Raw genomic sequence first — 23,207 nt, 5'->3', positions numbered from 1 at the left:
CGGGGACGGGCACCGCACACGCACCGGAGAACCAGCGGTACTTGAGCGCCGCACCCGAAGGGGAGCGCCGCCGGGCAAGGAGGGCCGCATGACCGTACGGCGAGTAATGGGCATCGAGACGGAGTACGGCATCTCCGTCCCCGGCCACCCCAACGCCAATGCCATGCTCACCTCATCCCAGATCGTCAACGCCTACGCAGCGGCGATGCACCGGGCGCGCCGCGCCCGCTGGGACTTCGAGGAAGAAAACCCGCTGCGCGACGCCCGAGGCTTCGACCTCGCCCGCGAGGCCGCCGACGCCAGCCAGCTCACCGACGAGGACATCGGCCTCGCCAACGTCATCCTCACCAACGGCGCACGCCTCTACGTCGACCACGCACACCCCGAATACAGCGCCCCCGAGGTCACCAACCCCTACGACGCCGTCCTCTGGGACAAAGCCGGCGAGCGCATCATGGCCGAAGCCGCCGAACGCGCCGCCCAGCTCCCCGGCGCCCAGCCCATCCACCTCTACAAAAACAACACCGACAACAAGGGCGCCTCCTACGGCACCCACGAGAACTACCTGATGAAGCGGGAAACCCCCTTCTCAGACATCGTCCGCCACCTCACCCCGTTCTTCGTCTCCCGCCAGGTCATCACCGGCGCCGGACGCGTCGGAATCGGCCAGGACGGCCACGAACACGGCTTCCAGCTCAGCCAGCGCGCCGACTACTTCGAAGTCGAGGTCGGCCTCGAGACCACCCTCAAACGCCCCATCATCAACACCCGCGACGAGCCACACGCCGACGCCGAGAAATACCGCCGCCTGCACGTCATCATCGGCGACGCCAACCTCTCCGAGATCTCCACCTACCTCAAGCTGGGCACCACCGCCCTCGTCCTCTCCATGATCGAGGACAGCTTCATCAACGTGGACCTCGCCGTCGACCAGCCCGTCCGCACCCTCCACCACGTCTCCCACGACCCCAGCCTCCAGCACCTGATCACGCTGCGTAGCGGACGGACACTCACCGCGGTACAACTCCAGATGGAGTACTTCGAGCTCGCCCGCAAGTACGTCGAAGAACGCTTCGGCTCCGACGCCGACGACCAGACCAAGGACATCCTGATCCGCTGGGAAGACGTGCTCGGCCGCCTGGAGACGGACCCGATGAGCCTGTCCGGCGAACTCGACTGGGTCGCCAAACGAGAGCTCATGGAGGGCTACCGCCGCCGCGACAACCTCGACTGGGACGCCGCCAGGCTCCACCTCGTCGACCTCCAGTACGCCGACGTACGCCCCGACAAGGGCCTCTACAACCGTCTGGCGGCCCGCGGCAAGATGAAACGCCTCCTGGACGAGCCCGGCGTCGAACGGGCCGAGACCAAGCCCCCAGAGGACACCCGTGCCTACTTCCGCGGCCGCTGCCTGGAGCAGTACGCCGACGACGTCGCCGCGGCCTCCTGGGACTCGGTCATCTTCGACCTCCCCGGCCGCGACTCCCTGCAGCGCGTGCCAACCCTGGAACCACTACGCGGAACGCGAAACCACGTAAAGGAGCTGCTGGACCGCTGCCGCACGGCGGAAGACCTGGTCCGCGTGCTCTCCGGAGGCTAAAGCGCGCCTGTGCGGGAATCATCGAGGTGGTCCTCGCACGTTGTAGTAAGCAAGTGCGGGGCCGATGTCGGACCGGGCTTGTAGGGTCTGATCTTGACCGATGCAATCGAGTCGTACTTACCGGAGCGGGGTGAGGGAAATGGCGACCAAGGACACCGGCGGTGGGCAGCAGAAGGCCACGCGTTCCACCGAGGAGGTCGAGGAGACCGCGCAGGACGCGCAGGCCTCGGAAGACCTCCAGGAGCGCCAGGAGAAGCTGTCGGACGACGTGGACTCCGTGCTTGACGAAATCGACGATGTACTGGAGGAGAACGCGGAGGACTTCGTGCGCTCCTTCGTTCAGAAAGGTGGCCAGTAGGCCACTTTCACCTTCGAATCGAAGGCGTCCGGTGGGTGAAGTGGTGGCCTCAGGGAACCTGAAGTGTTGTGCGCGGTGCGGTGAGGTGAAGCCGCGCACGTGCTTCGCAGCCAAGCGGTCGAACCTCGATGGCTTGCAGGGCTTCTGCCGTGACTGCGGGGCGCTGTCTGACCGGAAGCGCCAAGAGGCGATGGGGAGGGCGGCGTTCCCGCAAGGGCGGGTGCCTGCAGGGTGCAAGTGGTGCCTGGGCTGTGGGGAAGTCAAGCCGTACTCGGAGTGGCATCGAAACAGCTCGTCTTCTGACGGCCTGGCCACGCGCTGCAAGGCGTGCCGGGCCATAGCGGGTCGGGCGAGCCACCTGAAGCGTCAGTACGGCATCACGGAGGCTGAGCGTGACGAGATGATCGCGTCGCAGAGAGGGCTCTGCGTGATCTGCCTGAAAGCCCCGGCAGTACAGGTGGATCACTGCCACGAGACGGGTAAGGTCCGTGGCGTACTGTGCTTCAACTGTAATTCGGCCATTGGCAAGTTGGGGGACGACCCTGACGCGCTGAGACGGGCCATCGCATACCTGGGAGGAAACTCGTGGAAGCCAATCCTCGTAGCACCGGGCGTCTACCAGCTGCCTTCCTGACGCCTGGGTCGTCGTCCTTCGTAGACTTCCTGGCCGTGCATCAGCCGGACGTGCTGCCGGGCAGTCGCCAACTGCCGCCCGGGCAGGGCGCGGTACAGGCGCCGCATGGCACGACGATCGTGGCGGCGACGTTCCCCGGCGGTGTGGTGCTCGCCGGTGACCGGCGGGCGACCATGGGGAACATGATCGCGCAGCGGGACATCGAGAAGGTGTTCCCGGCGGATGAGTACTCGGCCGTCGGGATCGCGGGCACGGCTGGGCTCGCGGTGGAGATGGTGAAGCTCTTCCAGTTGGAGCTGGAGCACTTCGAGAAGGTTGAGGGTGCGCAGCTGTCGTTGGAGGGTAAGGCGAATCGCCTGTCGACGATGATTCGGTCGAATCTCGGGATGGCGATGCAGGGTCTGGCCGTGGTGCCGCTGTTCGCGGGGTATGACCTGGATCGTGAGAAGGGGCGGATCTTCTCGTATGACGTGACGGGTGGCCGTTCTGAGGAGCAGGGGTACGCGGCGACGGGCTCGGGTTCGATCTTCGCGCGTGGGTCGATGAAGAAGCTGTACCGCGAGGATCTGACGGAGCAGGAGGCGACGACACTGGTGGTGCAGGCGTTGTATGACGCGGCGGATGACGACTCGGCGACGGGTGGTCCGGATATGGCTCGGCGTATCTTCCCGATTGTCACGGTGATCTCCGATGAGGGGTTCCGGAGGCTTTCGGAGGAGGAGTCGTCTGAGTTGGCTCGTCAGATCACGGAGCGGCGGCTTGAGCGGCCCGATGGTCCGCGTGCCGCGTTGCTCTGAGGGGCTGTGTGGTTCTGATGGGCCGGGCGGAAGTGGGGTCCGGAGTTCACTTGTCACTGATAGGAAGGGACGGATAGCCGGTGTCGACGCCGTTCTATGTCTCACCCCAGCAGGCCATGGCCGACCGGGCGGAGTATGCCCGTAAGGGGATCGCCCGTGGTCGCAGCCTTGTTGTGCTGCAGTTCGCCGACGGCATTGTGTTTGTCGGCGAGAACCCGTCCCGTGCGCTGCATAAGTTCAGCGAGATCTATGACCGGATCGGTTTCGCGGCCGCCGGTAAGTACAACGAGTACGAGAATCTTCGGATCGGTGGGGTCCGTTATGCGGATCTGCGTGGGTATACGTATGACCGTGATGATGTGACGGCGCGTGGTCTGGCGAACGTCTATGCGCAGACGTTGGGGACGATCTTCTCGAGTCAGGCTGAGAAGCCGTATGAGGTGGAGTTGGTTGTCGCCGAGGTGGGCGCCGAGGCGGCGGGTGATCAGATCTATCGGTTGCCGCATGACGGGTCGATCGTCGATGAGCACGGCGCGGTGGCGGTTGGCGGTAACGCGGAGCAGATCAGCAGTTTCCTGGACCAGCGTCATCGGGATGGGATGAGTCTGGCGGAGGCGTTGCAGCTGGCGGTTCAGGCGCTGTCGCGTGAGCCGAACGGCGGTGAGCGGGAGATTCCCGCGGAGCGTCTTGAGGTGGCGGTGCTGGATCGTACGCGTCCGCAGCAGCGGAAGTTCAAGCGGATTGTGGGGCGGCAGTTGAGTCGTCTGCTGGAGGCGGAGGCGGACGCTGCGGCTACCACGCCGACGGAGGCTCCGTCGGATGAGGAGACTGGGGAGGGTGGAGGGGGCGCGGAGAGCGCGGAGTAGCTCTTTCTCGCCTTCTGGGTAGGTGTTCGCGCCCCCGTGTCGTTTCGTGCGACGCGGGGGCGCGGTGCGTCGTGGGGCGGGTTAGGGCGGGGGTGGTGCGGTGGAGTCGCGTACGACGAGTTCGACGGGGAGTGGGTCGTGTGCGGGGGTGCGGCCGTCGAGTACGGCGAGGAGGGCTTCCATGCCGCGTTCGCCGACGTGTTCGGCGGGGAGGCGGATGGTGGTGAGTTCGGGGTCGACGGCGGTGGCGAGGGTGAGGTCGTCGAAGCCGGTGATGGAGAGGTCGTGGGGGATGTGTAGGCCGAGGCGGCGGGCGGCTTTGCAGGCGCCTGCGGCGATGATGTCGTCGTCGCAGATGACGGCGGTGGGACGGGGGCCCGGTGCGGTGAGGGCGTGTTCCGCGGCTGCTCGTGCTTCGTGTACGGCGAGGGGTGCGGGGGCGGTGCGGGCGGTGGCGTCGGGGGTGGTGCTGAGGGTTTCGGCGAGGGCCCTGGCGCGTACGTGGAAGGTCCAGGAGTCGACGTCGGCGGCGAGGTGCAGGAAGTGGCGGTGGCCGAGTGTGAGGAGGTGTTCGGTTGCTTGGCGCATGCCGTCGGCGAGGTCGACGTTGACGTGGGCGGCGGGGGTGGGGTCGGTGGGGTCGCTGTCGAGCATGACGAGGGGGAGGTCGGCGCCGCGGATGGCGGTGAGGGCTTCGGCGGCCATGGAGGAGGCGATGACGCCGTCGAGTGCGGTACGGGCGGAGGCGAAGGGGTCTTTGGCGGGGCCGATGCCTTCGGGTGAGGGGTAGAGGACGACGCCGAAGTCGTGGGTGGTGGCGATGCGGGCGGCGCCGGTGTAGACGCGGGCGAAGAAGTCGTGGGTGAGGGCGGGGACGACGAGGAGTGCGGTGCGGGTGGTGCCGAGGCGGAGGCTGCGGGCGGCGAGGTTGGGCCGGTAGCCGAGTTCGCGTGCGGTGGCGCGGACGCGTTGGGCGGTGCGTTCGGAGACGCGGCCGCGCCATTTGTCGCCGAGTACGAGGGAGACGGCGGCTTGGGAGACGCCGGCGGCGTGGGCCACGTCTTTGCTCGTGGGCCGTGCCACGGGGGGCTCCTCTCGTGCGGTTGCCGCGGGGGCGGCGGATGCTGGTGGTGGGGTCGCTGTGTGGTCGCCGCGTGGTCTCTGGGTGGACCTGTTGGCTGGGCTCATGGTACGTATAACGGCAGACGTTATACGTAAAACCTCGGTGTGGGTGAGAGGGGCCGTACATGGCCGCGGGATATGTGGACCTGCTGCGGACGCGGCATGCGGCCAGGCTGCTCGGCGGGACGCTGGTCGGTCGGCTGCCGAGTGCCACCGGTCATGTCGCGATCGTGCTGTTCACGCGTGCCGAGGGCGGCAGCTACACCCTGGCCGGGGCGCTGGCGGCCGTCTATGGCCTGGCGATGGCACTGGGGCAGCCGCTGTTGGGCCGTGTGGTCGATCTTCGGGGGCAGCCGCGGGTGATGTTCCCCGCGGCGGTCTTGTCGGCGGCGGGGATGGCGGTGTTCGCGTTCTCGGGTATCGGGTCGTTGCCCCTGGCCTATGCGGCCGTGGGGATGGCGGGGCTGTTCACGCCGCCGCTTGAGGGCGGGCTGCGGGCGCTGTGGCCGAGTGTGCTGGGGCGTGAGGACCGGGTGCACGCGGCATATGCGCTGGACGCGGTGGCGCAGGAGATCCTGTTCACGGTGGGGCCGTTGCTGGTGACGCTGATCGTGTCGCTGTGGTCGGCTCCCGCGGCGCTGCTGGTGATCAATGTGATCGGGGTCGCCGGTGCGGTGTCGGTCGTGGTGTCGGGGCCGTCGCGCGCGTGGCGGTCGGCGCCGCGTGAGGCGCACTGGCTGGGGGCGTTGCGTTCGCCGGGGCTGCTGGCGTTGCTGGGTGCGTTCTTCTTCGTGGGGCTCGCGCTGGGGTCGATCACGGTGGCCGGTGTGGCGTACGCGGACGACCATGGGCGGGAGGCCGTGTACGGCTGGCTGATGGCGTCACTGGGCCTCGGCGCGCTGGTCGGTGGTGCGTTGTACGGGGCGCGGCAGTGGGCGGGGGTGCCGGAGCGGCGGCTGCGGGTGCTGGTGGGGTTGCTGGCGCTGGGGTATCTGCCGTTGGTGCTGACGCCGGGGGTGCTGGCGATGTGTGCGTTGGCGGCGGTGTCGGGTGTGTTTCTGGCGCCGTCGTTGGCGTGTGCGTTCATTGTGGTGGATCGGCATGCGCCGGCGGGGACGGTCACGGAGGCGTTCTCGTGGCTGGTGACGACGTTCGGTGTGGGGGCGGCGCTGGGCACGGGCGTGGCGGGGCCGGCGATTGAAGGGGGCGGGACCGTCGCGGGTTTCGTGGTGGCGGGCGGTGGGGGAGCGGCCGCGTTCCTGGTTCTGATGGCGACGGTTCGGGTGCTGGCGGCTCCGGTTCGTACGGTGCGGGTGACCGGCTCGTCCGAAAGTGATCGAAACGGTGCTGTCGAACCCGGTTTCAGTGCGGGGCATCAGGCGTAATGTTCAGTCATGGACCGCCGCATTTTCGGGCTGGAGAACGAGTACGGCGTCACGTGTACGTTCAGGGGGCAGCGCCGTCTGTCTCCTGACGAGGTGGCGCGCTACCTCTTCCGCCGTGTTGTGTCATGGGGCCGCAGTAGCAACGTCTTCCTGCGGAACGGCGCCCGCTTGTACTTGGACGTGGGTTCGCATCCGGAGTACGCGACTCCCGAGTGCGACAACGTGACCGAGCTGGTCACCCACGACAAGGCGGGCGAGCGCATCCTGGAGGGCCTGCTCGTCGACGCCGAACGCCGTCTGCATGAGGAGGGAATCGCGGGCGACGTCTATCTCTTCAAGAACAACACCGACTCGGCGGGGAACTCCTATGGTTGCCACGAGAACTATCTGGTGGCCCGTCATGGGGAGTTCTCCCGGCTCGCGGATATTCTCATTCCGTTCCTGGTGACCCGTCAGCTGCTGTGTGGCGCGGGGAAGGTGCTGCAGACTCCGCGAGGTGCGGTGTACTGCGTCAGTCAGCGGGCTGAGCACATCTGGGAGGGGGTCTCTTCGGCGACCACCCGCTCCCGCCCGATCATCAACACGCGTGATGAGCCGCACGCGGACGCTGAGCGGTACCGCAGGCTGCATGTCATCGTCGGCGACTCGAACATGTCCGAGACGACGATGCTGCTGAAGGTCGGCGCGACGGATCTGGTGCTGCGCATGATCGAGGCGGGCACGGTGATGCGGGATCTGACGCTGGAGAACCCGATCCGGGCCATCCGTGAGGTCAGTCACGACCTCACGGGCCGGCGCAAGGTGCGCCTGGCCAGTGGGCGTGAGGCTTCGGCGCTTGAGGTGCAGCGCGAGTACTACGAGAAGGCGGTGGACTTCGTCGACCGCCGGGGTATTCGTACGGGCACGGTGGAGCAGGTCCTGGAGTTGTGGGGCCGGACGCTGGACGCGATCGAGGCGGAGGATCTCGACCGTATCGACACCGAGATCGACTGGGTCATGAAGTACAAGCTCATCGAGCGGTACCGCGCCAAGCACAACATGACCATGTCGCATCCGCGGGTCGCTCAGATAGACCTCGCGTATCACGACATTCATCGTCGTCGTGGTCTGTACTACCTGCTGGAGAAGAAGGGGCAAGCGGCCCGGATCTGCAACGACTTGAAGGTGTTCGAGGGGAAGTCGGTGCCGCCGCAGACCACCCGGGCCCGGCTGCGCGGTGACTTCATCCGCCGCGCCCAGGAGCAGCGCCGTGACTTCACGGTCGACTGGGTGCATCTGAAGCTGAACGACCAGGCGCAGCGCACCGTGCTGTGCAAGGACCCGTTCAGGTCGGTGGACGACCGGGTGGAGAAGCTGATCGCTGGTATGTGAGGTGGGGCGGGCCGCCTTTTCGGGGGCGGAGCGCAACGCGGGGCGCCGTACGGCTTTCGTGCGGCGCCCTTCGCGCGTCGTAGAGTTGCGGGCACCCGACCCCGCAAGATCGACCGATGATGAGGCCCATTGTGCGCCGACGTTCCCTGCTCCTGGCCGTCCCCGCTGGACTGCTGACGCTCGCTGGCTGCGGCGATGAAAAGAGCGACAAGAGCAAGTCCGAGCCCAGCCCCGAGTCCCCGGAGTCTCCTGGTTCCGGAGATGCGGCGAAGGCGAAGATCGTGGACGGCCCTGTGCCGGAGATCACCGAGGGTACGGAGTTCGGTGAGAAGCCGACCGTGGCCAAGGGTTCCGGTAGGCCGTCGTCTGACCTCGCGGTGAAGACCGTGATCGGGGGCGAGGGCGGGGTCGTGGCGAAGGGGGACTTCCTGCAGGCTGATTATCTCGGTCAGATCTGGGATACGGCCAAGGTGTTCGACAACTCCTATGACCGTGGTGCTCCGGCGGTCTTCCCGATCGGTGTGGGCCGGGTCATCCCGGGCTGGGACCAGGGGCTGGTGGGCAAGAAGATCGGTAGCCGGGTCGAACTGGCGATCCCGCCGGCGCTTGGCTATGGCGAGCAGGGCAACCCGCAGGCGGAGATCAAGGGCACCGACACGCTGGTGTTCGTCGTGGACATCGTGGACTCCTTCAACGGCAAGAGCGCCGCCAAGGGCACGGAGGTGGCGCAGGACAACATCGACCTGCCGAAGGTGGGCACGAACACCGACGGCAAGGCTCCGTCGATCGATGTCCCGGAGAAGGACGAGCCGAAGAAGCTGGTGTCGAACTACGTCATCGAGGGTGAGGGTGAGGAGCTGAAGGCGTCCGACAGTGTCCTGGTGCAGTACAAGGGCGTGCTGTGGGACGGCGGGAAGGAGTTCGACTCCTCGTACAAGCGCGGTGAGCTGGCTCAGTTCGCGCTGAGTGAGGTGGTCAAGGGCTGGTCGCAGGGGCTGACGGGCAAGAAGGTCGGCAGCCGTGTACTGGTGGTCGTGCCGCCGGACCTGGGGTACGGGGATCAGGAGAAGGGGGAGATCCCGGCGAACTCGACGCTGGTCTTCTCGGTCGACATCATCGCCAAGATGTGACGGCGCATCTGTAAGACTGTCCCGGTTGCCATCAGCAGAAGCAGGAGCGTTTGACGTGAGCATCGAAAAGCCCGAGATCGACTTCCCGGGCGGGGAGCCCCCGAAGGACCTTGAGATCAAGGACATCTGGGAGGGCGACGGCCCGGTGGCCAAGGCGGGCGACAGTGTCGAGGTCCACTACGTGGGCGTGTCCTTCTCCTCCGGTGAGGAGTTCGACGCGAGCTGGAACCGCGGTAAGCCGCTGTCCTTCGAGCTGGGCGCCGGTCAGGTCATCAGCGGCTGGGACAAGGGTGTGCAGGGCATGAAGGTGGGCGGGCGTCGCCAGCTGACCATCCCGCCGCACCTGGCCTACGGCGACCGGGGCGCCGGCGGTGGCCGGATCGCGCCGGGCGAGACGCTGATCTTCGTCTGCGACCTGGTCGCCGTCTGACCGCCGTCTGATCGCAGTCCGGTCGGACGGATGTCCGGCCGGGTGTGAACGAGTGGAGGGCCCATGCTGACCGGCATGGGCCCTCGGCTTTTGCCACGCGTCCCCGGAGCGGTACGGTCAACGGTCGTAGCAGCACTTGTGGGAGGGTGGAGAGGGCGTCGATGGCGATTGCCAAGGCAGAGCGGCTGATGAATCTGGCGCTGTGTCTGCTCGGGACCCGGCGGCCGCTCAGCAAGCGTGAACTGCGCGGCTCCATCGAGGCCTATCTGGAAGCGGGCCAGGACGACGCCTTCAACCGGATGTTCGAGCGGGACAAGGATGACCTACGTGAGCTGGGCCTGGTCATCGAGACCGTCGAGAACCTCGACGGTGAGGTCGGCTATCTGGCGAGGCGGGACAGCAACCGGCTGCCGCCGGTGACGCTGGACGCCGAGGAGGCCGCGGCGCTCGGTCTGGCCGCGAAGGTCTGGCAGCAGGCCAGGCTGGCGGGGGCGGCCAGTGGCGCGCTGCAGAAGCTGCGTGCGGCGGGTATGCCGGAGGAGACCGATCCGCGGGAGGTGCACAGTGCGCTGGAGCCGCGTATCCCGGTGCACGAGGCGGCGTTCGAGCCGTTGATGCTGGCCTGCCGGGACCGCCGCCCGGTGGTCTTCGACTACCGCAAGGCGACCGCGGTACGGCCCGAGGTGCGGCATGTCGAGCCGTGGGCGCTGGAATGCTGGCGAGGGCACTGGTATCTGGCGGGCTGGGACCGTGACCGTGGTGCGGAGCGGGTTTTCCGGCTCTCCAGGATCACCGGCAAGGTCCGTTCCCGTGCCGGACGGTTCACCGCCGAGGTGCCCGATGTGGTGCGGGTACGGGAGACGGTCGCGAGCTGGGCGGGGGAGAACGCCGACCGCTCGGCGCGGATCGAGTTGCGCGCGGGGGCCGGCTATCCGCTGCGGGCCCGGGCCACGGCGGTGCGGGAGCTGGGCGGCGGCTGGGACGAGTTGGAGATTCCGTACGGGCACGGTCTGGACGCCTGGCTGGTGGAGTTCGGCGCCGATGTGGTCGTAGTGGAGCCCGCCGAGCTGCGGGCTGATGTCGTGGACCGGCTGCGCGCCGTGGCCAAGGGCTGAGGGGGAGACGCGGAAGATGGCGGCGAACGCGATCGACCAGACCCGGCGGATGCTGTCGCTGGTGACCTATCTGCGGGAGCGCCCCGGTGCCCGGATCGCGGATGTGGCCCGGGCCTTCGGGGTGAGCGAGGACGAGCTGATCTCCGACCTCGATGTGCTGCCGCTGTGCGGGACCAGCTTCCGGGGCGGTGACCTGCTGGATATCGACACCGATGGTGAGCGGATCTGGTGGCACAACCCCGACGATGTGGCCGAGCCGCTCCGGCTGGCGGCCGATGAGGCGACCGCGCTGCTGGTGGCCGCCCGCGCGGTCGCCACGCTCCCGGGGCTGCGGGAGAGCGACCGGCAGGCGCTGCTGCGGGCGACCGCGAAGCTGGAGGCGGCCGCGGGTGACACCGCCGGGGCCAGTGACCGGCTGTCGGTGACGTTCGAGTCCGAGGGCGGGGTGTTCGCCGAGGTGGACCGGGCCATCTCGGAGCGGCGTCGGCTGTGGCTGCGCTACTACTCGCCGACGCGGGACGAGCTGACCGAGCGCGAGGTGGACCCGATCCGGCTGTTCGCTGTCGGGCATACGTATATGGAGGCCTGGTGCCGCCTGTCGGAGGCCCGGCGTACGTTCCGTCTCGACCGGGTCGCGGAGATCCGTATCCTCGACGCTCCGGCGGCGCCGCCGGAGCTGGAGCTGCGTGACCTGTCCGAGGGGCTGGTGCAGCCTTCGGCGGATGATCCCGAGGTTGTGGTCGAGGTGGGTCCTGGCGGGCGCTGGGTGGCCGAGTACTACCCGCATGACAGTGCGGAGGACCTGTCGGACGGGGGGCTGCGGATCACGCTGCGGACGCCCGATCCGAGTTCGCTGCGCCGGCTGGCGCTGCGGCTGGGCCGGGACGGGCGCATTGTGTCGCCGCAGGGTCTCGCCGACAGTGCGCGGCAGGTGGCGCGGGAGGCACTCGCGGCGTACGACGGGCCGGGGCACGGGCGGGACCGCGGGCGGGATCGCGGGTGGGATCACGGGCAGGAACACGGGCGGGAGCAGGGAGCTTGAACATGTCGACTATGTCTCGTGTGACCGAAATCTCCAGGTCTTCGGTTCCCATTCTCTTCAAGGCGGCCTGCCCCGACTGCCGCGCCCACTTCGAACTGTCCGCCGGTGCCCTGCGGCTGGCGATCGGCGCCAGTCCCCGCACCACGTTCTACTCGTTCACCTGTCCCGAATGTGAGACCCCGGTCCGCAAGCCCGCAGGTGAGCGGATCGTCGAACTCCTCACGGGCGGCGGGGTGCGGACCCTGCGGCTGCACTCCACGGTCTAGGCTGGCCCGCATGTTCTGGCCCATGCTCGCGATCGCCCTCGGATTCTGCGGTATCGCCGTGCTCGGCGTCCTGGCCGTCCGGGTCTTCCTGGAGGTCGGGAGGCTGGGAAGGCAAGTCGACGACACCGCGCGGCAGATCAACCGCGCGGCCGGGAATCTGGAGCGAGCCGCGGCTGATCTGGCGCGTTCCGGCGAGACCCTGCGCTGACCGGCGAGGCCCCCGTCAGCGCGAGTACGCACGGGCATTGCCAGGCGTTTACCGCCGCGCGTTACGATGACTGACCAGTGCGAGCCTCGGGAGTGGTCCGTATGGTCGCATCCATTGTCCACAGGCCTCGGTGAGAAGGTAGGCACTCATGCCCGGTCAGATCGGTATCTGGCAGCTCGTCATCATCCTCGGGATCGTTCTCCTGCTCTTCGGTGCCAAGCGGCTTCCGGACATGGCGCGTTCGCTGGGGAAGTCCGCGCGCATCCTCAAGAGTGAGGCCGCCGCGATGAAGAGCGACTCGTCGGCCTCCGGCAGCAGCAGCGCGGACAAGGCCAAGGCCGAGTCCACCTCCGACGAGCCCCAGCCGAGGACCATCCAGGCAGCCCCCGGTGACGTCAGCAGCGCACGCCCCGTGGACGAGACCAAGCGCGCCCAGGGCTGAGCAGCACACCGAATCACCACAGGCACCTGGGTGGCCGGCCCGTAGGCCGGTCGCCCCCTAAGACGAGGACGTGGGTTGCTCAAGTCCGCCCGCAAGGAGGCCAGGGACCCGGAGGGGCGGATGCCCCTGGTGGAACACCTGCGCGAATTGCGTAACCGGCTGTTCAAAGCGCTGGTGGCCATCGTGCCGCTGGCGATCGTGGCGCTCTTCTTCGCCAAGGAGATCGCCGAGTTCCTGAGCGAACCGGTCCCACGGTGCGCGAACGAAGCCGAGGCCGCGGCGCAGGGCGGGAAATGCGCCGTCCTGTCCCAAACAGGCATTACGTCCCCGTTCGCCACCTACGTCAAGGTGGCCATCGTGTCCGCCCTGGTCGCGGCGGCGCCGGTGTGGCTGTACCAGCTCTGGGCCTTCGTCGCGCCCGGCCTGCACCGCAGCGAGAAGAAGTACGCCCTGTGGACGGTGGCCGTCGGCACCCCGCTCTTCCTGCTCGGCGCCTATCTCGCGTACGTGATCCTGCCGATGGCCGTGCCGGTGCTGCTCAGCTTCAGCGTGGACGGCGCCACCAACTACATCAGCGTGGACGACATCATCGGCATGTCGGTGAAGCTGGTGATCGCCTTCGGCCTGGCGTTCCAACTGCCGCTGTTGCTGTCCCTGCTCAATCTCGGCGGAGTGATCACTGGCAAGCGGATGCTCGGCTGGTGGCGCGGCATGGTCCTGGGCATCAACGTGTTCGCGGCGGTGGTGACCCCCACCGACCCCGTGTCGATGCTCGCCCTCTCCATCCCCATGGTCGCCCTCTACTTCGGCGCCGTGGCGTTCTCGCTGCTCAACGACCGCCGTAAGGCCCGGCGCGCGGGCCCCGAACTGAGCGACGACGAAGCCTCCGACCTTGACCTCACGCCGGAGCCCGTCGGCGGACCCGAGTCGGCGTCCGGTGGCCCCACCGTGCCGGGACAGGCGAACTCCGACAACCGCAGGATGAACGGTTTCGACGACGTGACCTGAGGCGGCCTTGTATGGTCCGGCCGTGACCAGCGAGATCACCCTCTTCGTCAATCCCACCGCGGGACGCGGCCGGGGCGCCCACGCGGCGCAACCGGCCGCTTCGGCGTTGCGCGCCGCCGGCTTCTCCGTACGCACCCTCCTCGGCGCCGACCCCGACGACGCGCTGCGCCGGGCCCGCGCGGCGGTCGAGGCCGGTACCGGAGCGCTCATCACCGTCGGCGGTGACGGGATGACCCACCTCGGCCTCCAGGCCGTCGCGGGCACCCGTACTCCGCTCGGTGTGATCGCCGTCGGCACCGGCAACGACTTCGCCCGCGCCCTGGGCCTGCCCATCCGCGATCCGCGGGCGGCGGGGCGGATAGCCGCCGATGCCCTCAAAGGGGCCCGCGTCCGGGACGTCGACCTGGGGCGGGTCGGCGAGCGATGGTTCGGAACCGTCCTCGCCTCCGGCTTCGACTCCCGGGTCAACGACCGCGGCAACCGGATGCGCTGGCCCACCGGCCGCTTCCGGTACGACCTGGCGATGGTCGCCGAGCTCGCCGCCTTCCAGCCCATCCCGTACCGCGTCCGCCTCGACGACGGGCCCGTCCAGCAGATCGAGGCGACCCTGATCGCCGTCGGCAATGGCCCGTCGTACGGAGGCGGCATGCGCATCTGCGCGAACGCCGAGCTGGACGACGGACTCTTCGACGTCACCGTGGTCGGCGACTGTAGCCGCGCCACGCTCCTCAAGGTCTTCCCGCGGGTGTACCGGGGGACCCACCTCGACCACCCCAAGGTCACCGTGCACCGGGTCTCCTCGATCACGCTCGAGGCGGCCGGGGTCACCGGATACGCCGACGGGGAACCGCTCGGACCGCTGCCCCTGACCGCCCGCTGCGTACCGGGCGCGGTGCGCGTGCTCGCACCCTAGGGTCAGCCCGGCTCAGCCCCGCGCCGCCCCTGGCCCTGTCTCTTGCGCGCTCAACAAAGATCGCGACCTGTGTCAGTGGTGGCGGGTAGGCTCGGGAGCAAGATGACAGAGGACCTCTCACCGGCCGAGCGGTACGCGGCAGCACGCAAGCGAGCCGCCGAGCAGGCCACCGCGCTCGCATCCTTTCGCGAGATGTACGACTTCGGTCTCGACCCGTTCCAGATAGAGGCCTGCCAGGCCCTGGAAGCGGGCAAGGGCGTGCTGGTGGCCGCCCCGACCGGCTCCGGCAAGACGATCGTCGGCGAGTTCGCCGTGCACCTCGCCCTCCAGCAGGGCAAGAAGTGTTTCTACACCACCCCCATCAAGGCGCTCTCCAACCAGAAGTACGCGGACCTGACACGGCGCTACGGCGCCGACAAGGTCGGCCTGCTCACCGGTGACAACAGCGTCAACGCCGACGCCCCGGTGGTCGTGATGACCACCGAGGTCCTGCGGAACATGCTCTACTCGGGCTCGCAGGCGCTGCTCGGCCTCGGATACGTGGTGATGGACGAGGTGCACTACCTCTCCGACCGCTTCCGGGGCGCCGTCTGGGAGGAAGTGATCATTCACCTCCAGGAGTCGGTGACCCTGGTCTCCCTCTCGGCGACCGTCTCCAACGCCGAGGAGTTCGGCGACTGGCTGGACACCGTACGCGGCCACACCGAGGTGATCGTCTCCGAGCACCGTCCGGTGCCGCTGTTCCAGCATGTGCTGGCCGGACGCCGGATGTACGACCTCTTCGAGGAGGAGTCGACGGCCGCCAGGCGGGCCGTCAATCCCGACCTGGAGCGGATGGCCCGCATGGAAGCCAGCCGCCAGACCTTCGGCCGGGATCGCAGACGCGGCAAGAACCTGCGCGAGGCCGACCGTGAGCGCGAGCGCCGCCAGCGCTCCAGGATCTGGACCCCGGCCCGTCCCGAGGTGATCGAGCGGCTCGACGCCGAGGGGCTGCTGCCCGCGATCACCTTCATCTTCAGCCGGGCCGGCTGCGAGGCCGCCGTACAGCAGTGCCTGTACGCGGGCCTGCGGCTGAACGACGAGGCGGCCCGCCACCGGGTCCGCGAGATCGTCGAGGCGCGCACGGCCTCCATCCCTCACGAGGACCTGCACGTCCTCGGCTACTACGAGTGGCTGGAAGGCCTCGAGCGCGGCATCGCCGCCCACCACGCGGGCATGCTGCCGACCTTCAAGGAGGTCGTCGAGGAGCTGTTCGTGCAAGGCCTGGTCAAGGCCGTGTTCGCCACCGAGACCCTCGCCCTCGGCATCAACATGCCCGCCCGCAGCGTCGTCCTGGAAAAGCTCGTCAAGTGGAACGGCGAGCAGCACGCCGACATCACCCCCGGCGAGTACACCCAGCTGACCGGCCGGGCCGGGCGGCGCGGCATCGACATCGAGGGCCACGCGGTCGTGCTCTGGCAGCGCGGCATGAACCCGGAGGCACTCGCCGGTCTCGCCGGGACCCGGACCTATCCGCTGCGCTCCAGCTTCCGGCCCTCGTACAACATGGCCGTGAACCTGGTGCACCAGTTCGGACGGCACCGCTCCCGCGAACTCCTGGAGACGTCCTTCGCGCAGTTCCAGGCCGACAAGTCGGTCGTCGGGATCTCCCGGCAGGTGCAGCGCAACGAAGAGGGCCTGGAGGGCTACCGGGCCTCCATGACCTGCCACCTCGGCGACTTCGAGGAGTACGCGCGGCTGCGCCGCGAGCTCAAGGACCGTGAGACGGAGCTGGCCAAGGCGGGCGCGATGCAGCGCAGAGCCGCGGCCGCCGTCGCGCTGGAGAAGCTCAAGCCGGGCGATGTGATCCATGTGCCGACCGGGAAGTACGCGGGCCTGGCGCTGGTCCTGGACCCGGGGCTGCCCGCCGGGCGGTCCAACGGCCATCGCGGCTTCGAGCACGCCGACGGGCCGCGCCCGATGGTGCTGACCGCCGAGCGGCAGGTCAAGCGCCTCGCGGCGATGGACTTCCCGGTTCCGGTCGAGCCGCTGGAGCGGATGCGGATCCCCAAGTCGTTCAACCCGCGCTCCCCGCAGTCGCGGCGTGACCTGGCGTCCGCGCTGCGGACGAAGGCGGGCCACCTCCGCGCCGAGAAGCACCGGCGCGGGCGCTCCGCGGCTGTCGACGACCGCGAGATCGCCCGGCTGCGTAACGAACTGCGCGCACACCCTTGCCACGGCTGCGACGAGCGCGAGGACCACGCCCGCTGGGCCGAGCGCTACCACCGGCTGCTGCGGGACACCAAGCAGTTGGAGCGGCGCATCGAGGGGCGGACGAACACCATCGCCCGCACCTTCGACCGCATCGTCGCGCTGCTCACCGAGCTCGACTACCTGCGCGGTAACGCGGTCACCGAGCACGGCCAGCGGCTCGCCCGGCTTTATGGCGAACTGGACCTGCTGGCCAGCGAATGCCTGCGGGCCGGTGTGTGGGAGGGCCTCAAGCCCGCCGAACTGGCCGCCTGTGTCTCGGCGCTGGTGTACGAGGCGAGGGCCGCGGACGACGCGCTCGCGCCGAAGCTGCCAGCGGGCGGGGCGAAGGCCTCGCTCGGCGAGATGGTGCGGATCTGGGGACGGCTCGATGCCCTGGAAGAGGAATTCAAGATCAACCAAGCGGAGGGGGTCGGGCAGCGCGAGCCCGACCTCGGGTTCGCCTGGGCCGCGTATATGTGGGCCTCTGGCAAGGGACTTGACGAGGTGCTGCGCGAGGCCGAGATGCCCGCGGGCGATTTCGTGCGCTGGTGCAAGCAGGTCATCGACGTGCTCGGGCAGATCGCCGCGGCGGCCCCGGCGGACGGCGGCAGCACGGTCGCGAAGAACGCGCGCAAGGCTGTGGACGCGGTGCGCCGGGGCGTGGTGGCGTACTCGTCGGTCGGCTGAGGCCGGGCGCGGGGCGGGGCGGGGCGTACGAGGCTGAGAGCTGGGGGTCTGGGTCTGGGTCTAGGTCAGGCGGCGGGTGGGGGAGCCCACTGGTCCGGGGCCGTCCAGGCCTCCAGCGTGCGGCGGCTCGCGAACCGATGCGCGCGGCCGGTCAGCGGGTCGGTGAACTCCAGTGCGCGGGCGAGCAGTTGCAGCGGCTGGCCGAAGTCGTCCGGGGCGGGGTCGGTGACGGCCGGGTAGGTCGGGTCGCCGAGGATCGGGATGCCGAGCGCGTTCATATGGACCCGCAGCTGGTGGGTGCGGCCGGTGCGGGGGATCAGCCGGTACCGCCCGAGCCCCGCGCGGTGTTCGACCAGCTCGATGTGGCTCTCGCTGTTCGGCTCGCCCTCCGTCTCGTAGGCGTCGATCCGACCCCGTACCTTCTCGATCCGGCTGCGCACCGAGACCGGCAGGTCGAGCCCCGGTACGTGGGCGGCCACGGCCTCGTACTCCTTGTGCACACGCCGGTCGCTGAAGAGCGACTGGTAGGCGCCGCGGTCCTCGGGTCGTACGGTGAACATCACCAGGCCAGCGGTCAGCCGGTCGAGCCGGTGCGCCGGGCTGAGCGTGGGCAGCTCCAGCTCACGGCGCAGCCGGGCCAGTGCCGTTTCGGTGATGTGGCTGCCGCGCGGGGTGGTGGCGAGGAAGTGCGGCTTGTCGGCGACGACCAGATGATCGTCCTGATACACCACGTCGATGCCGAATGGGACCGGCATCTCGGTGGGCAGATCGCGGTGGAACCAGACATGGGCACCTCCCGCGTAGGGGGTGTCCGGTGCCACGGGCCCGTCCACCGTGGCCACGTCCCCGTCCCGGATCATGGCGTCGATCGTCGCCGGGCCCACCGGTAGCCGCTCCACCAGGTGCTCGCGTACGGTCGCCCAGCCGCCGCCCTGGGGCAGCCTCAGCCGGACGGGGTCGATTCCGTGGCGCTGGGGCAGCGGGGCGGGTGGGATACGGGGCCTGCGTCGGGACACGGAACCAAGCGTACGAGGCCCGCGGTGCGGTCAGGACGCCGTCGGGAGGGCGGTGGCGGGCTCTTGTTCCGCCTCTACCTGGGTGTTCCAGTCGCGTTTGGTGGCCTGCCAGCCGTCCTCGTTGTGGCCGAGTCGCCAGTAGCCGGAGATCGACAGCCGTTCGCGTGGCACCTCGCGCTCGATGCGGAGGTAGTGGCGGAGGTCCTTCACGAATCCGGCCTCGCCGTGGACGAAGGCCTGCACCTCACCTGCCGGGAAGTCCAGCTTCCGTACGGCCTCCGTCAGCGCCGCGCCCACGGGGCGATCGTCACGGTGCAGCCAGGTGATCCGGGCGCCGTCCGGGGCGTTGATCTGCTGTTCTTCCTCCGGGCCCGCGACCTCGACGAAGGCGTGGGCCGTGGCGCCTGCCGGGAGCCGCTCCAGTGAGGCGGCGATGGCGGGCAGGGCGCTCTCGTCACCGGCCAGCAGATGCCAGTCCGCGTCCGCTCGCGGTGCGTAGCCGCCACCGGGGCCCCCGAAGTGCAGCACATCGCCGGGCCGTGCCCGCATTGCCCACGGTCCGGCGAGACCCTCGTCGCCATGCACCACGAAGTCCACGGTCAGCTCGCGCCGTTCGGCGTCCCAGCCGCGTACCGTGTAGGTGCGCTGGGCGGGCCACTTATCGCGGGGGAAGTCGGCGCGTATCCGCCGGATGTCGAACGGCTCGGGGTAGCGGACGCCCTCAATGGGGAACAGCAGCTTGATGTAGTGGTCGGTGTAATCGCCCACGGTGAAGTGGTCCAGGCCCGCACCGCCGAGGACCACCCGCTGCATGCCTGGGGTGAGGCGCTCGGTGCGCAGCACTTCCCCGCGGTGGGTCTTCGGCGCGGTGCGTGCCGCTGGTCCTGCCGGTGCCGGTGTCGGTGCCGGACGTGCTGCCACGGAGGCCTCCCCTGACCATCGACTAACTTAGGTAAACCTAAGTTAACACCTCGCGTCAGCGGCACGGACAGGCTCTTAGGCCTGGAGTGTCGTGAGGAGACGCTTCAAAGCTCCGCCCAGGCCCCACCGCGCGGCCAGCTCGTCCAGCGCCGCCGGGTGCAGCGGTTCACGGGGGAGCGCGAAGTCGAGATCCGGCACCGGCACGTCGGTCGCGACCCGCACCACCTTCGGCGCTACGGCGATATAGGCCCGCGCCTCATCCAGGCGCTTGCGCTGCGACGGGGTGAGCTTGGAGGTGCGGTCGTCGATCGCGGCCATGATCCCGGCCAGATCGCCGTACTGCGCGAGCAGCTTGGCGGCCGTCTTGTCGCCGATGCCGGGGACGCCCGGCAGCCCGTCGCTCGGATCGCCGCGCAGCAGGGCCAGGTCCACATAGCCCGGGCCGTCGACCGCGTACTTCTCGCGGAGCACCGCTTCGTCGGTGAGCTGCAGGCTGCCCACGCCCTTGAGCGGGTAGAGCACGCGGATGCCGCGTGCGTCGTCCACCAGTTGGTAGAGGTCCCGGTCGCCGGTGACGATGTCCACCGGGCCCGTGGCCCGGGAGGCCAGGGTGCCGATCACGTCGTCCGCCTCGTATCCCTCAGCGCCGATGCGGGCGATCCCGAGCGCGTCCAGCACGTCCTCGATGATGGGGACCTGGGGGGCGAGCGTGTCCGGGGTCTCCTCGGTGTCCGGTCCTTCGGCGAACTCCTCGGCGACTCGGTGGGCCTTGTAGGAGGGGATCAGTTCGACCCGCCAGTGCGGGCGCCAGTCCGCGTCCATGCACGCCACCAGATCGTCCGGGCGGTGGTCCTGCACCAGCCGGGCGATGAAGTCGAGCAGTCCGCGCACGGCGTTGACCGGGGTGCCGTCCGGGGCCCGGACGGAGTCGGGTACCCCGAAGTACGCCCGGTAGTAGAGCGATGCGGTGTCCAGGAGCATGAGCCGTCGAGTTTGCTGCGTCACACACGGCATCATGCCGCACGCCACTGACAACGGGGCGTTACGGTCACGGCCGTACGGGCACCTCGTGCGAGAGAGCCGTTGTCGGGGCATGGACGCCGTGCCTTGCGTAGGGTGCACAGCACAGGGATACGACTGCCAGGGCACAGGCACAGGCACAGGGCGCGGGACACTGGATACACGACACAGAACACACGACACAGGAACGAGGACAGAGGGGGGTCGGAGCATGGATGACAAGGAATCCGTCCGCGTCGGCGTGGCCATCCGCCGTCGGCGCAGGTCGCTGAGCCTGACGCTCGCCACGGTCGCTCGGCGCAGCGGCCTGTCCGTGCCGTTCCTGAGCCAGGTCGAGAACGAACGCGCCCGGCCCAGCCGCACCTCGCTGGAGCGCGTAGCGGACGCCCTGGGGACGACGGCCGCCCAGCTCCTCTGCGCCGCCGACGCGGAGCGCACGGTCGACGTGGTGCGCGCTGGCCCCGAGAGCGAGCCAGCGGACGGACCGAGCACCCGGCACCTGGTGCGGGGTCAGCACCAGCTGCACGCCGTGGAGTTCGTCGGCGACCACGACGCGGGGCGCGAGTTCCAGCACCGCAACGACGAGTTGATGTACGTGTCGGAGGGCGCCGTCGAGGTGGAGGCGGAGGGCAGGGCCTACCGCCTGGCACGCGGCGACACCCTCTTCCTGTCCGGTGGGGTACGGCACCGCTGGCGGTCAGCCGTGCCCGACACGCGGATTCTGCTGGTCGCGGTGGCCGAGCACATCAAGGCCGAGCCGGAGTAGCGCCGTATGCGTGTCGTCTCCCTGGTGCCCTCGCTGACCGAGGCGGTGGCGCACAGCGCGCCCGGACTGCTGGTCGGCGCCACCGACTGGTGCAGCCACCCGGCCGACCTGGACGAGCGTGGCGTCGTACGGATCGGGGGCACCAAGAACCCTGACGTTCCCCGGATCATCGCGCTCGCCCCCGACGTGGTCATCGCCAACGAGGAGGAGAACCGCGAGCCGGACCTGGCCGCCCTGCGCGCCGCCGGTCTCGACGTCCTGGTCACCGAAGTCCGTACGCTGCCGGACGCGTTCCGTGAGCTGGAGCGGGTACTCGTGGCGGGCTGCCGACTGACCCGTCCCGGCTGGCTGGCCGAGGCCGAGCGCGCCTGGCGCGAGCTGCCGTCGCTCCCCGTGGGCGTGGCGCGGGCGCGGCGAAGGGCCGTCGTACCGATCTGGCGCAGGCCCTGGATGGTGCTCGGCAGCGACACCTTCGCCGGGGACCTGCTGGCCCGCCTCGGCGTCGACAATGTCTACGCGGACCATCCGGAGCGCTATCCGCGTACCCCCGTGGACGCGTTGCGCGCGGCGGGCGCTGATCTGGTCGTCCTGCCCGACGAGCCGTACCCTTTCACCGCGGAGGACGGGCCCGAGGCCTTTCCCGGGCTGCCCGTGGCTCTCGTCGACGGCCGCATGCTCACCTGGTACGGGCCCTCGCTGATCGAGGCTCCCGCGCGGCTCGGAGAGGCTCTCAGCGCGGTGCTGCCAGCAGCGCGCCGCTGACGAGTCCGCGCAGCGTGTGGCACCCGGCCACCGCCCACGCCGCCACCAGGAAGCCGAACAGCGCCACAGCCAGCCAGCCGTACGCGTCAAGACCGGTGTGCCGGGCCAGTCCCGCCGCGCCCGTCACGCAGGTGCCCACCGGGAAGGTGAAGCCCCACCACGTCATCGTGAACCGCATTCCCTGCCGCCACGCGCGCACCACCAGCGCACCGGCGAACACCAGCCACAGCAGAGCGAAGCCCATCACCGGCACCCCGTAGACCACGGCGAACGCACCGAATGCCGCGGCATACGCGGGGCCGACCGCGCCCGGGGCCACATTGGCGAGCGCGTTGACCGCGGTCATCGACTGCCCGAGCGGGCCCAGGACCAGGAACAGCGTGGGAGTCAGGGCGAGCGGCAGCGGCCCGTGCTGCACCAGGCGGCCGAAGACCAACGGGAGCATCAGCAGCGTGGCCAGCAGGCTCAGCCCGAACATCGCGTAACTGCCCAGCAGCATGGCCTCGCGCCACTGACCCGCGGGCAGGTGGGGGACCAGCAGCGGCCCCTGGGCCGCGCTCACCATGGGGGCGACGACGGGCAGCAGCCAGACAGGCGTCGCGGTGCCCGGGGCGATCCGGTGCCGGGTGACCATCAGATACGGGATCGCGGCGGCGGCCAGCAGCCCGATCAGGGTGCCGGAGGTGAACAGCACGGCGTCCACGGCGAGCGCCGCGCGTGCCCCGATGACGTCCTGGCCGACGACGAGAGTGCCGCCGCCGACCGCGAGCAGGGCCATGGCCAGACAGCCGTAGAACGGGGCGACCGCCGGGTCGAGGAGGTGGGCGCGGGCCTGGTCACGGTGGTGCAGCCAGTGCCCGGCGCGGGCGGTGAGTACGGCGGCCAGCGCGAGCGCGGACAGCGCCCACACGGCGACGGCCGCCGGGCGTGGCACCGGGGTCGGCAGCGCGGTGCCCGCCGTCGCGACGATCGCGGTGCCCATGACGGCCGCGTACCAGTTCGGGCCCAGGTGCCGCAGCGAGCGGCCGGGGGCGGCGGGGGCGGCCTTGACGGAGGGCACGGTGGGCGCGGTGTGCGGGCGCTGCTGCGTGTACGTGGCCATGAACCCAGCGTCTC

At 69.5% G+C, this 23,207-nt stretch carries 24 protein-coding genes; 19 read left to right on the top strand and 5 right to left on the bottom strand.

The window, feature by feature from the left end; all coding sequences use genetic code 11:
* The first annotated feature begins 88 nt into the window (after positions 1-88).
* From dop to prcA, 5 genes are all read left to right on the top strand, one after another.
* Positions 89-1,600, top strand: a complete 1,512-nt coding sequence (gene dop, locus GCN81_RS01785; protein ID WP_407697926.1) for a depupylase/deamidase Dop — start codon at positions 89-91, stop codon at positions 1,598-1,600.
* 139 nt (positions 1,601-1,739) lie between these two features.
* Positions 1,740-1,958 carry a ubiquitin-like protein Pup gene (locus GCN81_RS01780; RefSeq protein ID WP_156721608.1) on the top strand — a complete coding sequence of 73 codons (219 nt, stop codon included), beginning with the start codon at positions 1,740-1,742 and terminating at the stop codon, positions 1,956-1,958.
* Positions 1,897-2,592, top strand: coding sequence for an endonuclease VII domain-containing protein (locus GCN81_RS01775; protein WP_156721607.1), 696 nt, complete (start codon positions 1,897-1,899; stop codon positions 2,590-2,592). The genes GCN81_RS01780 and GCN81_RS01775 overlap by 62 nt, the downstream gene beginning before the upstream one ends.
* Positions 2,544-3,389, top strand: a complete 846-nt coding sequence (gene prcB, locus GCN81_RS01770; protein WP_156721606.1) for a proteasome subunit beta — start codon at positions 2,544-2,546, stop codon at positions 3,387-3,389. Before GCN81_RS01775 ends, prcB begins: the two co-directional genes overlap by 49 nt.
* 80 nt (positions 3,390-3,469) lie before the next feature.
* The gene (prcA, locus tag GCN81_RS01765; RefSeq protein WP_156721605.1) at positions 3,470-4,255 is read left to right on the top strand and encodes a proteasome subunit alpha; all 786 of its coding nucleotides are present in this window, start codon (positions 3,470-3,472) and stop codon (positions 4,253-4,255) included.
* An 81-nt stretch (positions 4,256-4,336) separates the two neighbouring features.
* On the opposite strand, the gene GCN81_RS01760 is transcribed toward prcA, so the two are convergent.
* Positions 4,337-5,338: a LacI family DNA-binding transcriptional regulator gene (locus tag GCN81_RS01760; RefSeq protein WP_231626295.1), complete on the bottom strand. Its 1,002-nt coding sequence runs from the start codon at positions 5,336-5,338 to the stop codon at positions 4,337-4,339.
* Positions 5,339-5,502: 164 nt separating this feature from the next.
* On the opposite strand from GCN81_RS01760, the gene GCN81_RS01755 reads away from it, so the two are divergent.
* The 12 genes from GCN81_RS01755 (at position 5,503) to GCN81_RS01700 (ending at position 17,606) form a co-directional block, all read left to right on the top strand.
* Complete coding sequence (locus tag GCN81_RS01755; protein WP_156721603.1) at positions 5,503-6,762, top strand: MFS transporter; 1,260 nt, start codon at positions 5,503-5,505, stop codon at positions 6,760-6,762.
* A gap of 9 nt (positions 6,763-6,771) precedes the next feature.
* Positions 6,772-8,133 (top strand): Pup--protein ligase, encoded by a 1,362-nt coding sequence (pafA, locus tag GCN81_RS01750; RefSeq protein ID WP_156721602.1) that lies wholly within the window; start codon positions 6,772-6,774, stop codon positions 8,131-8,133.
* 131 nt (positions 8,134-8,264) lie between these two features.
* Positions 8,265-9,263: an FKBP-type peptidyl-prolyl cis-trans isomerase gene (locus tag GCN81_RS01745; RefSeq protein WP_156721746.1), complete on the top strand. Its 999-nt coding sequence runs from the start codon at positions 8,265-8,267 to the stop codon at positions 9,261-9,263.
* Between the two features lie 55 nt (positions 9,264-9,318).
* Entirely contained in the window at positions 9,319-9,693 is a 375-nt protein-coding gene (locus tag GCN81_RS01740; protein WP_156721601.1) for an FKBP-type peptidyl-prolyl cis-trans isomerase, read from the top strand.
* 161 nt (positions 9,694-9,854) lie between these two features.
* Positions 9,855-10,808, top strand: coding sequence for a helix-turn-helix transcriptional regulator (locus GCN81_RS01735; protein WP_156721600.1), 954 nt, complete (start codon positions 9,855-9,857; stop codon positions 10,806-10,808).
* Positions 10,809-10,824: 16 nt separating this feature from the next.
* Positions 10,825-11,850, top strand: a complete 1,026-nt coding sequence (locus GCN81_RS01730) for a helix-turn-helix transcriptional regulator (protein WP_156721599.1) — start codon at positions 10,825-10,827, stop codon at positions 11,848-11,850.
* 2 nt (positions 11,851-11,852) lie between these two features.
* Positions 11,853-12,116 (top strand): hypothetical protein, encoded by a 264-nt coding sequence (locus GCN81_RS01725; protein WP_156721598.1) that lies wholly within the window; start codon positions 11,853-11,855, stop codon positions 12,114-12,116.
* A gap of 10 nt (positions 12,117-12,126) precedes the next feature.
* Complete coding sequence (locus tag GCN81_RS01720) at positions 12,127-12,324, top strand: hypothetical protein (protein WP_156721597.1); 198 nt, start codon at positions 12,127-12,129, stop codon at positions 12,322-12,324.
* A gap of 148 nt (positions 12,325-12,472) precedes the next feature.
* The gene (gene tatA, locus GCN81_RS01715; protein ID WP_156721596.1) at positions 12,473-12,766 is read left to right on the top strand and encodes a Sec-independent protein translocase subunit TatA; all 294 of its coding nucleotides are present in this window, start codon (positions 12,473-12,475) and stop codon (positions 12,764-12,766) included.
* Positions 12,767-12,841: 75 nt separating this feature from the next.
* Entirely contained in the window at positions 12,842-13,774 is a 933-nt protein-coding gene (tatC, locus tag GCN81_RS01710; RefSeq protein WP_156721595.1) for a twin-arginine translocase subunit TatC, read from the top strand.
* A 22-nt stretch (positions 13,775-13,796) separates the two neighbouring features.
* Entirely contained in the window at positions 13,797-14,687 is an 891-nt protein-coding gene (locus GCN81_RS01705; protein WP_156721594.1) for a diacylglycerol kinase, read from the top strand.
* 102 nt (positions 14,688-14,789) lie between these two features.
* Positions 14,790-17,606: a DEAD/DEAH box helicase gene (locus tag GCN81_RS01700; protein ID WP_156721593.1), complete on the top strand. Its 2,817-nt coding sequence runs from the start codon at positions 14,790-14,792 to the stop codon at positions 17,604-17,606.
* Positions 17,607-17,671: 65 nt separating this feature from the next.
* Here the strand turns inward: GCN81_RS01700 and GCN81_RS01695 are convergent, their stop codons facing one another.
* The 3 genes from GCN81_RS01695 to GCN81_RS01685 all read right to left on the bottom strand — a co-directional run bounded on the left by GCN81_RS01695 (position 17,672) and on the right by GCN81_RS01685 (position 20,524).
* Positions 17,672-18,622 (bottom strand): pseudouridine synthase, encoded by a 951-nt coding sequence (locus GCN81_RS01695; protein ID WP_156721592.1) that lies wholly within the window; start codon positions 18,620-18,622, stop codon positions 17,672-17,674.
* 30 nt (positions 18,623-18,652) lie between these two features.
* Positions 18,653-19,543 carry a siderophore-interacting protein gene (locus GCN81_RS01690; protein WP_407697925.1) on the bottom strand — a complete coding sequence of 297 codons (891 nt, stop codon included), beginning with the start codon at positions 19,541-19,543 and terminating at the stop codon, positions 18,653-18,655.
* A gap of 75 nt (positions 19,544-19,618) precedes the next feature.
* Complete coding sequence (locus tag GCN81_RS01685) at positions 19,619-20,524, bottom strand: 5'-3' exonuclease (protein WP_197287440.1); 906 nt, start codon at positions 20,522-20,524, stop codon at positions 19,619-19,621.
* Between the two features lie 250 nt (positions 20,525-20,774).
* Between GCN81_RS01685 and GCN81_RS01680 the strand changes: the two genes are divergently transcribed.
* Positions 20,775-21,329 (top strand): helix-turn-helix domain-containing protein, encoded by a 555-nt coding sequence (locus tag GCN81_RS01680; protein ID WP_156721590.1) that lies wholly within the window; start codon positions 20,775-20,777, stop codon positions 21,327-21,329.
* A gap of 6 nt (positions 21,330-21,335) precedes the next feature.
* The gene (locus GCN81_RS01675; protein WP_156721589.1) at positions 21,336-22,091 is read left to right on the top strand and encodes a helical backbone metal receptor; all 756 of its coding nucleotides are present in this window, start codon (positions 21,336-21,338) and stop codon (positions 22,089-22,091) included.
* On the opposite strand, the gene GCN81_RS01670 is transcribed toward GCN81_RS01675, so the two are convergent.
* Complete coding sequence (locus tag GCN81_RS01670; protein ID WP_156721588.1) at positions 22,060-23,193, bottom strand: TDT family transporter; 1,134 nt, start codon at positions 23,191-23,193, stop codon at positions 22,060-22,062. The genes GCN81_RS01675 and GCN81_RS01670 overlap by 32 nt on opposite strands.
* Between the last annotated feature and the right edge of the window lie 14 nt (positions 23,194-23,207).

The organism is Streptomyces apocyni, from assembly GCF_009739465.1.
Lineage (GTDB): Bacteria > Actinomycetota > Actinomycetes > Streptomycetales > Streptomycetaceae > Streptomyces > Streptomyces apocyni.
The sequence above is the reverse complement of the archived record's forward strand: the minus strand, read 5'-3'. Positions and strand labels throughout refer to the sequence as shown.

Coding starts and splice junctions, on each gene's coding strand:
- dop (WP_407697926.1), top strand. CDS start 89: ATGACCGTACGGCGAGTAATGGGCATCGAGACGGAGTACGGCATCTCC.
- GCN81_RS01780 (WP_156721608.1), top strand. CDS start 1,740: ATGGCGACCAAGGACACCGGCGGTGGGCAGCAGAAGGCCACGCGTTCC.
- GCN81_RS01775 (WP_156721607.1), top strand. CDS start 1,897: ATGTACTGGAGGAGAACGCGGAGGACTTCGTGCGCTCCTTCGTTCAGA.
- GCN81_RS01755 (WP_156721603.1), top strand. CDS start 5,503: ATGGCCGCGGGATATGTGGACCTGCTGCGGACGCGGCATGCGGCCAGG.
- pafA (WP_156721602.1), top strand. CDS start 6,772: ATGGACCGCCGCATTTTCGGGCTGGAGAACGAGTACGGCGTCACGTGT.
- GCN81_RS01735 (WP_156721600.1), top strand. CDS start 9,855: ATGGCGATTGCCAAGGCAGAGCGGCTGATGAATCTGGCGCTGTGTCTG.
- GCN81_RS01730 (WP_156721599.1), top strand. CDS start 10,825: ATGGCGGCGAACGCGATCGACCAGACCCGGCGGATGCTGTCGCTGGTG.
- GCN81_RS01725 (WP_156721598.1), top strand. CDS start 11,853: ATGTCGACTATGTCTCGTGTGACCGAAATCTCCAGGTCTTCGGTTCCC.
- GCN81_RS01720 (WP_156721597.1), top strand. CDS start 12,127: ATGTTCTGGCCCATGCTCGCGATCGCCCTCGGATTCTGCGGTATCGCC.
- tatA (WP_156721596.1), top strand. CDS start 12,473: ATGCCCGGTCAGATCGGTATCTGGCAGCTCGTCATCATCCTCGGGATC.
- GCN81_RS01700 (WP_156721593.1), top strand. CDS start 14,790: ATGACAGAGGACCTCTCACCGGCCGAGCGGTACGCGGCAGCACGCAAG.
- GCN81_RS01685 (WP_197287440.1), bottom strand. CDS start 20,524: ATGCTCCTGGACACCGCATCGCTCTACTACCGGGCGTACTTCGGGGTA.
- GCN81_RS01680 (WP_156721590.1), top strand. CDS start 20,775: ATGGATGACAAGGAATCCGTCCGCGTCGGCGTGGCCATCCGCCGTCGG.
- GCN81_RS01675 (WP_156721589.1), top strand. CDS start 21,336: ATGCGTGTCGTCTCCCTGGTGCCCTCGCTGACCGAGGCGGTGGCGCAC.
- GCN81_RS01670 (WP_156721588.1), bottom strand. CDS start 23,193: ATGGCCACGTACACGCAGCAGCGCCCGCACACCGCGCCCACCGTGCCC.